Origin of the sequence: Roseofilum sp. SBFL (assembly GCF_017746885.1) — a bacterium.
Taxonomy (GTDB): domain Bacteria; phylum Cyanobacteriota; class Cyanobacteriia; order Cyanobacteriales; family Desertifilaceae; genus Roseofilum.
This window is the reverse complement of the sequence record NZ_JAGHZH010000149.1, coordinates 1-13,434: the sequence shown is the minus strand read 5'-3', so window position 1 is coordinate 13,434 and position 13,434 is coordinate 1. Positions and strand designations below refer to the sequence as shown.

Genomic DNA, 13,434 nt, shown 5'->3' with positions numbered 1-13,434 from the left:
GGATGCTTATCAAGGGCTAAAGGCATTGATTAAGCGCAAGTTTGCTGGGGAACCGAAGGCCGAAATGGTATTAGAAGAACATGAGAGCGACCCAGAAACTTACAAAGCACCTTTGCAGAAAAAGTTACTCGAAGCGGGAGCCGATCGCGATCGGGAAATTCTCGCGGCTGCTCAGAAGCTGCTCGATGAAATGGAGTCGAAAGAGTCAACCCCTGGCAGCTTCCAGACCACATTTCAAGGGGAGGTGAAAGGGGCGCAAGTTGGACACAGTAACCAGCAAACCAATACGTTTAGTTAAATTAATGTTTGATGTGCTGGGGATGGGGCGGGTTTGTTTACCCGTGAGGAGACCAACCTGTAACCTTCCTAAACCCGCCCTGCCCCACAAGTTCCTTACCAACGACCAAGACCCATTTTTAATTTTTAATTGATTCAGATGGCTGACGATACTTCTCAATTTGATTCCCAGTTTGAAGGCGAAGTTAAAGGGTTGTCCATTGGTACGGGCAACGTTATCTACAACTACTTCTACAGCCATCCGAGCCAAGCTACAACGGAAGAGGTTGCAGAAACGGATAACCTTCCTTGTCCCTATCGGGGGTTATTTCATTTTGGCCCTAATGATGCCCAGTTTTTCTTTGGGCGAGAAAGTTTTATTCAGGAACTCTATGGGGCGACGAAAACCGAGCGGTTGATTCCGGTATTGGGAGCGTCGGGGAGTGGGAAATCTTCGGTGGTGTTGGCGGGGTTAGTACCGAAACTGGTACAGGATGGTCATTGGCAATTGACCCATTTTCGTCCGGGTTCTGAGCCGTTTCATAGTTTGGCATTGTCTTTGGTTCCCCTGTATACTTCGGATGAGACGGATCAGATAATTCATGCACGGAAGTTGTCCAAGTCTTTGCAAAATGGAGAGCTTCCCTTAGCCGATGTATTTCTAAAGATTCGGCAGAATCATCTGACTGACCAAATTTTACTGATTATCGATCAATTTGAGGAACTCTACACGCTCTGTAGCAAAGTGGAGATACGCCACCAATTTTTAGATGCCCTGATTGCGGATTTACCCGGTACGGTGGTGATGACGATGCGGGCGGATTTTCTGGGAAATGCTCTGTCCTATCGACCTTTTGCGGATGTGTTGAACCGCAAGGATTACAAGTTGGGGTCGATGAACCGGGAGGAGTTGACGGACGTTATTGTGAAGCCTGCGGAAGCTCAGGGGGTGGGGTTTGAAGCGGGATTAATCGAGCGCATTCTAGATGATGTGAACCATCAACCGGGGAATTTACCGTTATTGGAGTTTGCCCTGACGCAATTGTGGCATCAGCAACGGGGGAAGACGTTAACCCATGAGGTTTATGCCGCTATTGGTGAGGTGGAAGGCGCTCTGGCTCGTCATGCGGATGAGACCTATGGCAGGTTGTCGGAGGGGGAAAAGGAGAGGGTGCGCCAGATTTTTGTGCAATTGGTGCTTCCGGGTGAAGGAGCAGAAGATACGCGACGGGTGGCGGTGAAAGAGCAGTTAAGAGAGCAGAGTTGGTCGTTGGTGAAGCAATTGGCGGATGCTCGGTTGGTGGTTACCAGTCGGGATGGGCAAGAGCGGGAAACGGTGGAAGTGGTTCACGAGGCGCTGATTCGCAATTGGGGTGAGTTGCGGGGTTGGATGGAGACGGATAGGACATTTCGCGCCTGGCAGGAGCGACTCAGGGGGGCGAAGCGACAATGGGAAGCAACGGGGAAAGATGCGGGGTCATTATTGCGAGGGGCATTTTTAGCGGAAGCTCAGGAAAGACTAGAGGAGCGTCCCCAGGAGTTGGGGGCTGAGACTGAGTTTATTCGGTTGAGTATGGCGGAGAAAGAGAGGGAAGAGAAGGAAAAAGAGACTCGCAAGCGTCAGCAGATTAGGACACTAGGGCAACTGGTTGTCGTTTCTTGGGCAGCTCTGATAGTAACTACTGGCTTATTCTTCACGGCTCGGTATCAGCAGAAGCAAGCAGAACTCAGTGAAGCAGATTCTCTTGCTCGCTATTCTCTAGCTCTATCGAACGAAGGTAAAGATTTTGATGCAGCAATAGCACTTCTTAAAGCGAATAAAATTCTGGAAAAGCACCAATCTAGTGACCCAGAGTTAATGGCTGCTGTAACAACCTATGTTTATGAGAGTAGAGAGCGCCAACGCTTTTATGGTCATCAGGGGCCAGTCTATAGTGTGAGCTATAGTCCGGATGGAAAGACCCTAGCGTCCGGAGGTTCTGACGGAAAAATCAAGCTGTGGAACCTAGAAACAGGGGCAAAAATTACTACCCTCACTGGTCATCAGAAGTTAGTCAGCAGTCTCAGTTACAGCCCAGATGGAAAGACCTTAGCTTCTGGCAGTTCTGATGGAACGATCAAGCTATGGGACGCAGGAACAGGGAAAGAACTCACTACCCTCACTGGCGATCTGGGATCAGTTAGGAGTCTCAGCTACAGCCTGGATGGCAAGACCTTAGCTTCTGCTGGTCTTGAGGCAACAGTTTCTGGTCATTCAGATGCAATGATCAAGCTATGGGATGTAGAAACAGGGGAAGCACTTACTACCCTCACTGGTGATCGGATGATGTCCAACAGCTACAGCCCGGATGGCAAGACTTTAGCTTCTGGCACTTATGATGGAACAATCAAGTTGTGGGACGCAGGAACAGGGAAAGAACTTACTACCCTCACTTATAGCGAGGAGCCTGTTAGTAGAGTTAGTTACAGCCCCGATGGCAAGACCCTAGTTTCTGGCAGTGATGATGGAATAATCAAGTTGTGGGACTTAGAAACAGGGGAAGACCTCATTACTCTCATTGGTCATCAGAAGTTCCTCAGCAGAGTTAGTTACAACTCCGATGGCAAGACCTTAGTTTCTGGCAGTGCAGACGGAACAATCAAGGTGTGGGACTTAGAAACAGGGGAAGAACTCATTACTCTCATTGGAGATCGGGAGTCCGCCGGTAGTGTCAGTTACAGCCCGGATGGAAAGACTTTAGCTTCTGGTAGTCATAATGGAACGGTCAAGGTGTGGAACTTAGAAACAGGGGAAGACCTCATTACCCTCACTGGCGATCGGGGGTTGGTCAACCGTATCAGCTACAGCCCAGATGGAAAGACTTTAGCTTCTGCTGGTGCAGATGGAACGATCAAGCTGTGGGGCCTAAGAACAGGGGAAGAACTTAATACCCTCGCTGCTGACCAATACCTAATCGGTAGTCTCAGTTATAGCCCAGATAGCAAGACTTTAGCTTCTATCGGTGTGGAGGGAAAGATCAAAAATATTCAGGATCTCACGACTTTGACTTCTGGTGTTGAGGAACTAACTATTAAGCTGTGGAATTTAGAAACAGGTGGAGAAATTACTATTCTCACTGGGGATCAGGGGCCGGGTACTGCTGGCCTCAGTTACAGTCCAGATGGAAAGACTCTAGCTTCTAGCAGTCCAGACGGAAGCATCAAGCTTTGGGATACAGAAACGGGAGAAGAAATTACCTCCCTCACAGGTCATCAGAGGTGGGCCAGCAGCCTCAGTTACAGTCCAGATGGAAAGACTCTAGCTTCTGGCAGTGCAGACGGAAGCATCAAGCTTTGGGATACAGAAACAGGGGAAGAAATCACCTCCCTCATAAGTCATCAGAGGTGGGTCAGCAGCCTCAGTTACAGTCCAGATGGGAAGACTTTAGCTTCTGGTAGTTCGGAGGGAACTATCAAGCTTTGGGATACAGAAACAGGAGAAGAAATTACCTCCCTCACAGGTCATCAAGGGATGGTCAGAAGTCTTAGTTACAGTCCAGATGGGAAAACTCTAGCTTCTGGTAGTGATGACAGAACTATCAAACTGTGGGATTTAGAAAAGAGGGAAGAACTCACTACCCTCACTGGTTATGAAGACTTGATCTTGAGTGTCAGTTATAGCCCGGATGGAAAAACTTTATTTTCTGGCAGTAATGACGGAACGATCAAAGTGTGGGATGTGGACTTTGATTCTTTAATGCAGAGAACTTGCCAGAGAGTTCGCCCGTATTTGTCGAATCCTCATGCTCCTTTGAGTGACGAGGAGCGCCGCTTGTGCGACGGAATAGGAGATGGGGAATAGGGAAAAACCGTTTTTACTTTTCCTTTAGGGCAAAGCGTTGTAACAGACGACCGACTTCTATTCGCTCCCATAAATTTCCTGGAAGGGATTGATTTAAGCGCAGGGGAATTTTAGGCGTGGAAAAAGATTGGGCGTAAGCGGGACTGAGGAAAATTTCATAGCGTTCTTTTTCCGGGGTTAATTGTTTAATAAATGCCAGAGAAACCCCATTGACTAATTGTTGTAAAGGCTCAAAGGGGGAACCCACGGGATTTGAATCTCTGAGATTACCAATACTTAAATGGGGTGTGCCAATTGCTGTGAGCAGATATTTGGGCGCGGTTAAGCGGTTAAAGGGGCGGATTTGATGTTCGAGGGCTGGGGCGACGACATCATTGGTATTGGTTAAGATTAAGGTGGGGATTTTGACGGCACTGATTCCGGTTTCGCCAAATAAACGCCCAATCACGGGACTGATGGCAATCACTTGCACAATCCGGTCATCCTTAAGGGACTGGGGAGTAACGGTGAGATCGGCGGCTGCACATTGTAACCAGTCGGCGGGAGAACGACCTAAGGGCAGGCGATCGCGACAAAAACGGCGTACACTGGCTAAATCTAGCTCTGCACCCGCTACAACGAAGGCGGTATACCCCCCCAAGGAGTGACCCACTAGGGTGACCTGATCGGTGTTGAATTTATCTTTTAATGGGCCTGGTTGATCGTTGACATCACTTAAATAATCGAGCAAAAAGTGAATATCTAAGGGGCGGTCAATAAACTCCTCTGGAGGGACTAGGGTGGTTAACTGGCTAAATTTTGATCCCTTAATTAACCATCTGAGATTACTTCCGGGATGCTCGATCGCCGCTACGGTTAATCCATGGGAGGCTAAATGATAGGCTAAACCCGACAGGTAATGGCGATCGGAGCCAAACCCGTGGGACATGACCACTAGAGGCCCAGGGTTTGGCGATCGCCGGACGGTATACAGATCGACCGGAATAATGCGCTCCCTATCCCGGTCTTGGAGAATTAATGAAGTTTTTTCTACCCGATCGTAGGTTCGTTGGGTCGGATCGACTTCCCCAGTCAGAGGATCTGAGGACTCATTCACCAACAGATCGCGCACCAGTAAGGGTTCTAGAAGGCGACTTTGCCAATAATCATGGTTAAACTGAAGGGCAAAAGAGAGCGCAGCGGAAACATTGATGGTAATTTCTTGACCGGGATAGGCTTTGAGAATAGAGAGAACACTGAAATGGTTTTGTTGCAGTGTAGTGGTTACAGCTTGCTCTAGATAGTCCAGCCGACTATTGGGCAAAATAGGAACGATACTTTGGTAAATTTCCAGACTCAGGGGAGAGTGGAGAATATTTCTGAGGATGCGATCGCCCAGTCGGGTATCAATCGGAAACCGATAGTCTATGAGCTGTTGCACCCTAGGGGTGAGAACTGAGCGATAGGGGTGCAATGCTGGGGATAGGGTTCCGGTTTCGCTAAACTCTTCTAAATCGGCGATCGCAATTTGAGTCTGCCATAATCCTAAACGAAGATTAATGCGCTCGGCTCCATGGGCAGGTTGTCCTAGGGCACACCAACCACTCAATAGAGCTAAGACACATCTTAAACCCCATCGTTGGTGCGATCGCTTCATCATCCTCATCCTTTACTCAAATAAAAAAGTTCTAGGCACACCCCTTATGGGGACTCTTCCTGTGCTTCTCTCAGTAATAACACAAACTGATAAGTTCCTACCGGCATATCCCTCTCAGGAATCCAATTGCCATTCACCCAATCCCAAGTATACAGTTGTTTATTCAGAATCGTCACATAAGAAATTTCGCCTAAATTCCCTATCACCAAATACATGGGGACCCCTAACCGATAAGTATTATTACAATTATTAGAATTCGATTGAATTTGACTGCAAATCTGACGATATAATGCGGGATTTAAATCGATCAGTTCATGAAAATTTCGGCGATGTTCTCCCCAAGCTGCTTGGGAAATTCCCACACCTCCTAAAAATGCCGTTAAACCGATTAACAGGCTGGAAATGATACGAATTTTCACGATCTAGACTCCCTTTGAGAATTTTGCTCTAATTATAGCCAAAGGGCGATCGCGAGAAGGCACGATTAACCTAGGAATTTCTGAATAAATGAGCTGTGGAGGTTAGGAAACAAAAAACAGTTTTAGCCTATTGCTAAAGTGCCAATTCCCCATCCCTCAATCCCTCACCCGAAGCTAAGACAACTTCATCAGAGCATCCACAAGCATCGGTGGTAACTTTCTCAGCACCTTACCCCGTTGGCGATCGACCGCGACTAAAGTAACCTGAGCCGTCATATAACGCTCGTCTCCATCTAACGAACAAATCTGACATTGGATAATCTGGCGAACTCCAGTAATTTCTGCCAAACGAGTTTTCAAGATCGCTCTCATCCCTAACTGAAGGGGTTTCTGATAGCGCACCGACAGATCCACCACCGGTAGATCGCATCCGATGGACACCAATTGAGCGAAATCAACCCCCATAGAGCGGAAGTACTCTACCCTTGCCTCTTCCATCCATTGGATATAACTTCCATGCCAAACCACTCCGGCATAGTCGGTATGGTGGGGATAGACACAAACCGGATACTCAAACCAGGAGAGATCGCTAGGATCGGCCCCCCCAGGATAAACGGATACAATTCTGGAAGTCGCGATCGATTTATCTGACACTTTTCTTAAAATTTTACGTTGCAACTTCAGATTATCCTTAAATCATAAGAAGAATTTCCTCAATACAGATGGAATCACCCCAATGTTCAAGAAAATTTTAGTTGCCGTTGCTGGCCGAGGTCTGTGCGAACAAATGATGAATATGCTGCTGGAGATTCCCTCCATTCAAAGGGACACTCAAGTGACGCTTCTGCATATTGTTCCCAAGAAGTCTAGCGAACGCGATATTGCCAACTTGTTAGAAGAAGGGGGCAAAATTCTCGCTCAAGCAGTGGACTCCCTAAAACTAGATGAAGAACGGATTAATCCCCGCCTCAAGCAAGGAGACCCTAAACAAACTGTTCTTGATGTGGCTGAAGAAGAAAACTCTGACCTGATTATCATGGGTTCTCGGGCCCTGGGCCGTCTACAATCGATCCTCCAACAATCGGTGAGTCAATATGTCTTCCAGACCAGCACTCGTCCGATGCTGCTCGTGAAAGATGATGTGTATGTCAAGCGCCTCAATCGGGTATTAGTTGCTCTTGATGGTTCAGAAACTGCTCAGGAAAGTCTACAGGTTGCCCTAAAACTTCTGCAAGAGGTTTCGGGCAGTTCTCTGACCCTGCTGCATGTGAATCCTGAATCGAAAATCGCCAGTCCCGATCAAGACCCGATTTTAGTCGATGCGGCCCAAAAAGCGAAAGTCTTTGGGGTAAATACGGAATTGCTCCATGCCATGGGTAATGCAGGTGAAAAAATTTGCCAGATTGCCGAGGAAAAAAATGTGGATTTGATGGTGTTGGGTTCTCCAGACCGTCGGCCCTCTATCGCGAAAAAACTACCCGATCTCGATCGCTTATTGGGATCTTCTCTGTCTGACTATGTGCGAGTTCAGGCAAATTGTCCGGTATTACTGGTCAGAAATACCAGTAACTAGCGATCGTTGAGGAGACATAAAAAATGCTGAGATTAGAAAGATCTCAGCATTTTGAATTCGTCTAACCGTAAAAAGGAAGGACAATTAAGTGCCTTTGTTATCACGACTAGCGGTTTGAATATAGAGGATCAACAAAAATACAGCAGGAACCAGGACAAATAGGATGCTGGCCACAAATCCTAAGTCATTTACTTGCATTAGCTACAGGCCTCTTTATTATCTAAGGGTTAAATCCCTATCTAGAATAACCGATATGTATCCTCTCTTAAAGTCCGTTAGGGCTTCGTTTTTACACTTACGGGGCCATTGACCAAGGTTTGACAGGCTAAACGGTAGGTTTCGGGCTTTTTCTTGAGCTTTCGTTCTTCAAAGTTGGTCTTAGCCGAGAGGTTTTCCATACCCTCAACAATCTCTACGATGCACGTCCCACATTGACCGACTCCACCACAATTGGTCATTTTGCCGATCAGTTTATAGATATCGATCCCCTTTTCTAGAGCTTCTAAACGTAAGTTGGCTCCATTGGCAGCGATCGCCACTTTATCTTCATTGACAAATTGGATATTAGCCATTGTCCACCTCTTTGTTTCTTATCGTTAAGAATTATAAAGAAATGTTGCACTGTTGGGTATCCTTATGGTCAAAATCAACAAGAAACTAGCGTAACTGATTTCAGCTTGCAATCGGTTCCATCACTGGTTACAATTCGTTATATTCGTTCTCATGAAAAAACCAGCGCTCCGAGCCAGAAGTCTTGACTCATCTGAACTGGAGTCGCTGATTTAATATTACGGTAGACTCAGGATCTAGCTTCAAGGGTCTACCGAAAAAACGAAAAACCACTTGAGTTAATCGTCGATTTAGAAATCCTAAAAGGAGGAGCGTAGTCAATGGGACTACCCTGGTACCGAGTACATACAGTTGTCCTGAATGATCCAGGCCGTCTGATCGCTGTACACCTGATGCACACTGCCCTGGTTGCAGGCTGGGCTGGCTCAATGACCTTATATGAGTTAGCCATCTACGATCCTAGCGATCCTATCCTCAATCCCATGTGGCGGCAAGGCATGTTTGTCATGCCCTTCATGGCCCGTCTAGGAGTTACCGATTCCTGGGGCGGATGGAGTATTACGGGTGAAACCGTATCCAATGTTGGCTTCTGGTCCTTTGAAGGAGTAGCCGCAGCTCATATCATCCTATCTGGTTTATTATTCCTCGCCGCTTGCTGGCACTGGGTTTACTGGGACTTGGAACTCTTCACCGATGCTCGTACCGGTGAACCTGCCCTAGACCTGCCCAAAATGTTTGGGATTCACTTATTCTTATCTGGACTTCTGTGCTTTGGCTTTGGAGCCTTCCATGTAACTGGCCTGTTTGGGCCCGGCATCTGGGTCTCTGATCCCTACGGCATCACCGGAAGTGTCCAGGCCGTGGCCCCAGAATGGGGGCCGGCAGGCTTTGACCCCTTTAACCCTGGGGGAATTGCCGCTCACCACATCGCTGCTGGTGTGGTTGGTATTATTGCTGGATTATTCCATCTTACCGTTCGTCCCCCAGAGCGCCTCTATCGTGCCCTGCGGATGGGTAACATTGAAACCGTACTCTCTAGCAGTATTGCAGCAGTGTTCTTTGCTGCATTTGTAGTGGCTGGAACCATGTGGTACGGTAGCGCAGCTACCCCCATCGAACTGTATGGCCCCACCCGCTATCAGTGGGATGGAGGATATTTCCAACAAGAAATTGAACGTCGCGTTCAAGCCAACATCGCCAATGGAGATAGTCCTTCAGAAGCTTGGAATAAGATTCCTGAGAAACTGGCCTTCTACGATTATGTCGGAAACTCCCCAGCTAAAGGCGGTTTGTTCCGGGTTGGGCCGATGAATGATGGTGATGGTCTAGCTCAAAACTGGTTAGGTCATCCTGTGTTCACGGATAAAGATGGTCGCGTTTTAAGCGTGCGCCGGATGCCTAACTTCTTTGAAACCTTCCCCGTTGTCCTCACCGATGAAGATGGCGTAGTTCGTGCTGATATTCCTTTCCGTCGTGCTGAATCTCGGTATAGCTTTGAGCAAACCGGAGTAACGGCAACCATCTATGGCGGTGAACTCGATGGTCAAGTGATCGCTGACCCCGCTAAAGTCAAGCAAATCGCTCGGAAAGCCCAATTGGGTGAACCGTTTGAATTCGATCGCGAAACCCTGGGTTCTGACGGTGTATTCCGCACCAGTACCAGAGGTTGGTTTACCTACGGTCATGCCGTCTTTGCTCTGTTATTTTTCTTTGGTCATATCTGGCATGGTTCTCGGACTCTATACCGAGATGTATTTGCTGGTATTGATTCCGATCTAGAAGAACAAGTAGAGTTTGGTTTGTTCGCAAAAGTGGGTGATACCAGTACCCGTAAAGAAGGAGCTTAGGAGATTCGCTAACCGTTTTAGGGTTAGTTTGTCCCCAAGCCTATAATCAAGAAAGTAGGAGTAGGTAAGTCTACTCCTACTTTTTCTTGGTTTCAAAGTAAGATAAAATAATTATCATTCATCCATTACCCGATTGGGACGTTAAACTATGGAAAGCACCGTTTATATATTAGTTCTAGCATTAGCTTTGGGAACAATTTTCTTTGCGATCGCCTTCCGCGATCCCCCGAAAATTGGAAAATAAGAATCTCCCATGAGGGATTTAATCTCAATTTAGTTTGTCCATCCCACCAAGAGGCTTAAGGATTCAATCATTATGAGATGTCCATTGTGCCAGCATACCGATAGTAGGGTTTTGGAATCACGTTCTGCTGAAGCTGGGCAAAGCGTGAGGCGAAGGCGAGAATGTCTAAACTGTAAGGGACGCTTTACGACCTACGAACGGATTGAATGGGTTGCAATTACAGTCTTGAAACGGGGTGGACAACGGGAAGCGTTCGATCGCTCAAAACTGCTCAGGGGAGTCGTGCGATCGTGTGAAAAAACAGGAATTGATTTGCCGACTTTGGAGCAATTGGTTGACCGGATCGAAATGGATTTGCAACAAGGTGGTAAACGGGACGTTACTAGTAGCGAACTTGGCCAGCAGGTTTTACACCATTTACGCCCCCTGAGTGAGGTGGCTTACATTCGGTTTGCCTCAGTTTATGGGAAGTTCCAAGGGATTCGGGATTTTATGGAGACTTTGAATCATCTCCAAGCTCATCCCATCGGGGGCGAAGATATCCCTTTATGCGATCGCCAGGAAAATGACGCTCGATGCTCTGCCCCAGAGGCTAAGATGACAACCGATACAGATCAATGGGTTTGTCCCCCATCAACGGTGGAAGCGATCGGATTACGTTCGAGTTGATGGGAATGGGCGAATCTGACTACACTCCCCTAGAAGAGTTTGATGCGGAAACGATTAGTGAAACATTAATTCGCTTGCCTTGGCCCTGGACTGGCGATCGCCCCAAAATATCTGCCTCTTGTCCAGAAACCCTGCAAATAGCCATGGAGCAGTTAATAGTGCTGATGACTGAACTGCGATCGCCGAAAGGCGGTTGGCCGGAAAATTTGCCCTTCACCCCAGAAAATTTACTGCCCTACGTGACGGAAGAGGTCTATGAAGTTTTAGATCTCCTGACTAAGATCCAGGAAGACAATAGAGCGTCCTTATCTCCCCAGGATTCTAACGGGTTAGTTGAAGATCTCAGCGTGCAATTACTATGGACAATTGCGACCAGTTCCTATGGTCTCATGCAAATGAGTGGCGGTGTGTATGCCCAAAAGTGGGAAGCTAATAGTTCTCAAGAGCGGGGACTGTTGCGTGTGGTTCCTATTCTAGAGGTGCAAGCAGAATCCGTTCAATGGGCGATCGATTTAGCCACTTTTGCTCCTCCCCCTCTTTCTCCTCAGGCAACAACCGAGTTCCAAATTCTCTCGCCATCGGTAACCGATCCCATTTCTGGCTCCGATCTGATCCAATACTGGCGAAAGGAGCTACAAACCCAAACCCCCCATCTACAACCCTGGCTCGAACCCTGTTTCGTGGATATTCTCGAACCGGGTAAAGATTGGGTTTCGGGTACAGCACAAGTTACCTTGGGTTTAGAGTGGATGGCAGAAGGGATGGAGTCAGATCCTAAGGATAGCGATCGCTCGATTCTTATTCAATGGACCGATCCCCTATTAATTGACGCTTATCGTCAAACTTTGCTCTCTAGAGCTTTATTTCCCGCCCTCGATCAACTGCAAACGCTAGACCTGCTTGACGTTGAGAGTCCGTTAAAGGAGATCGCCATTACCAACCAAGTCTTAGCTCATCTAAACCTGTTGGGTAAACCCATCCTTCCCTCTCCTTTCCGCTTTCAACTCAAAGAAAGTCTACAACTCCATCCTCAAGTCTCCTTAACCGAATGGATATCCTATCTGCTCTGGGAACTCACCAGCTTATCCTATGACTTCATGCAATGCCTCGGTCAAGTGCCCGCCTACGTGCTACAACCAGAATGGGGATGGGATGCAGGAACCTTGCGATTAGTTGCGCTGTTGAATGTCAAATCGATTGACCAAGATCTCCAACTGGACTTAGCCACAGGAGAACCTTATACTCCGGGTCATTTTTGTTTAATGAACGATGCCATAATTGAATTGTCATTTAGGGCAAATGAGCCTAAGTTAACGCTACAAACCGATCGATTTTTAGAGCAGATGAAAACCGAGATAGAAACGGCAAGACCTGCCCTAAGTTTGCTCTTTTCAGGCACTGGAGTCAAAATTTCCGCATCCGGTCAACCCTGGAAATTGGGGTTGGTTCAGCTTACCCTAGTGACTGAGTTTATTCCCGCATAAAAAGGGTTTCATGTAATTCGAGTAAATTTTCAGTATGTTTTTTGCCCAAAACTCTCTGACAACAATTATTCAAAATAAGCCGGATAAACAAAAGCAAAAGCGGTGGTACTCGGAATCACTCGACCATTCATTTCTTCAAAGCGTGCAGTTTTCATCCGTTCATCCCAAACCAGGCGAATTTCTCGACCATTAAAAGTAACCGTTTTTTCGCCAATTTGTTCGAGTTCCTGGTGAGCAATGTGTAAACTCTCCCCTGAAAAGCGATCGCGGGGAGTTTGGTTATCCGATTCCCAAATGTAGCTGACAATAGTTTTGGGAGGAAGGGATTGTCGATCCTGATTGCGGACAGGGAAGATAATACGATCGTCAGTATAGTAACTGCCATAGGGATAATTTTGGTAATCTCGAATATGTCCGGTATTCGTGGAAAGAATTTCACTCTCTGGATGTTCTCTCAACCATTCGGCTAACGTTGTTTTGACAGCCGGCAGGCGATCGAGATGTTGGTCAACCTTTGCGCCAATAATTCCCATTGCCCAAGGCTGAGAATATAAGGTATCGTCGGCGCGATCGTACATCACCAAACAGCTTTGATAAAGTTTACCAGAAACTCCAAAAGTGGTTTGATGGCGTTCAAAAACAACAATCGTATCGCACAACGGACAGTAAGTCACGGTAATTGTCTTTCCTCCCACCGTATCATTCACAATTTCATGCCAGTTCATAATTCCAAATGGATACCCCTCTTCTGTCACTCTCCGGTTTCTTCTATTATTAATAATTTCCAGAGCTAAGGTATACTCAGTGATACAGGGTGTGGCGATCTCATTTTTGCCCATATGCATACTCTTGGGAATTGATATGCAGAAAAAATG

13 protein-coding genes are annotated in these 13,434 nt (G+C 47.1%); 7 read left to right on the top strand and 6 right to left on the bottom strand.

From position 1 onward, the window contains the following. Positions 1-298, top strand: a 298-nt coding sequence (locus J7545_RS15885) for a hypothetical protein (protein ID WP_318719848.1), incomplete at its 5' end; no start/stop codon positions are given. 138 nt (positions 299-436) lie between these two features. Continuing rightward, positions 437-4,117, top strand: coding sequence for a WD40 repeat domain-containing protein (locus J7545_RS15880; protein ID WP_318699320.1), 3,681 nt, complete (start codon positions 437-439; stop codon positions 4,115-4,117). Between the two features lie 13 nt (positions 4,118-4,130). Here J7545_RS15880 and J7545_RS15875 read toward each other — a convergent pair whose 3' ends face one another. From J7545_RS15875 to J7545_RS15865, 3 genes are all read right to left on the bottom strand, one after another. After that, positions 4,131-5,762: an alpha/beta hydrolase gene (locus J7545_RS15875; protein ID WP_318699319.1), complete on the bottom strand. Its 1,632-nt coding sequence runs from the start codon at positions 5,760-5,762 to the stop codon at positions 4,131-4,133. A 35-nt stretch (positions 5,763-5,797) separates the two neighbouring features. Beyond that, positions 5,798-6,172, bottom strand: coding sequence for a hypothetical protein (locus J7545_RS15870; RefSeq protein ID WP_318699318.1), 375 nt, complete (start codon positions 6,170-6,172; stop codon positions 5,798-5,800). A gap of 174 nt (positions 6,173-6,346) precedes the next feature. After that, positions 6,347-6,811: an acyl-CoA thioesterase gene (locus tag J7545_RS15865; RefSeq protein ID WP_413038651.1), complete on the bottom strand. Its 465-nt coding sequence runs from the start codon at positions 6,809-6,811 to the stop codon at positions 6,347-6,349. A 97-nt stretch (positions 6,812-6,908) separates the two neighbouring features. On the opposite strand from J7545_RS15865, the gene J7545_RS15860 reads away from it, so the two are divergent. Then, entirely contained in the window at positions 6,909-7,745 is an 837-nt protein-coding gene (locus tag J7545_RS15860; RefSeq protein WP_318699316.1) for a universal stress protein, read from the top strand. Positions 7,746-7,829: 84 nt separating this feature from the next. Here J7545_RS15860 and psbM read toward each other — a convergent pair whose 3' ends face one another. Next, positions 7,830-7,943 (bottom strand): photosystem II reaction center protein PsbM, encoded by a 114-nt coding sequence (gene psbM, locus J7545_RS15855; RefSeq protein WP_271936326.1) that lies wholly within the window; start codon positions 7,941-7,943, stop codon positions 7,830-7,832. 77 nt (positions 7,944-8,020) lie between these two features. After that, complete coding sequence (locus J7545_RS15850; protein ID WP_271936324.1) at positions 8,021-8,317, bottom strand: 2Fe-2S iron-sulfur cluster-binding protein; 297 nt, start codon at positions 8,315-8,317, stop codon at positions 8,021-8,023. Positions 8,318-8,635: 318 nt separating this feature from the next. On the opposite strand from J7545_RS15850, the gene psbB reads away from it, so the two are divergent. The 4 genes from psbB (at position 8,636) to J7545_RS15830 (ending at position 12,559) form a co-directional block, all read left to right on the top strand. Continuing rightward, a complete protein-coding gene (gene psbB / locus J7545_RS15845) occupies positions 8,636-10,162 on the top strand; it encodes a photosystem II chlorophyll-binding protein CP47 (RefSeq protein ID WP_318699315.1) in 1,527 nt (508 codons plus the stop codon). 148 nt (positions 10,163-10,310) lie between these two features. Next, positions 10,311-10,406 carry a photosystem II reaction center protein T gene (locus J7545_RS15840; protein ID WP_271936322.1) on the top strand — a complete coding sequence of 32 codons (96 nt, stop codon included), beginning with the start codon at positions 10,311-10,313 and terminating at the stop codon, positions 10,404-10,406. 72 nt (positions 10,407-10,478) lie between these two features. Beyond that, positions 10,479-11,075, top strand: coding sequence for a transcriptional regulator NrdR (gene nrdR / locus J7545_RS15835; RefSeq protein ID WP_318699314.1), 597 nt, complete (start codon positions 10,479-10,481; stop codon positions 11,073-11,075). Next, a complete protein-coding gene (locus J7545_RS15830) occupies positions 11,024-12,559 on the top strand; it encodes a hypothetical protein (protein ID WP_318719846.1) in 1,536 nt (511 codons plus the stop codon). The genes nrdR and J7545_RS15830 overlap by 52 nt, the downstream gene beginning before the upstream one ends. A 65-nt stretch (positions 12,560-12,624) precedes the next feature. Here J7545_RS15830 and J7545_RS15825 read toward each other — a convergent pair. Further along, the coding region (locus J7545_RS15825; protein WP_318719845.1) for a DUF3179 domain-containing protein at positions 12,625-13,434 on the bottom strand (810 nt) is incomplete at its 5' end.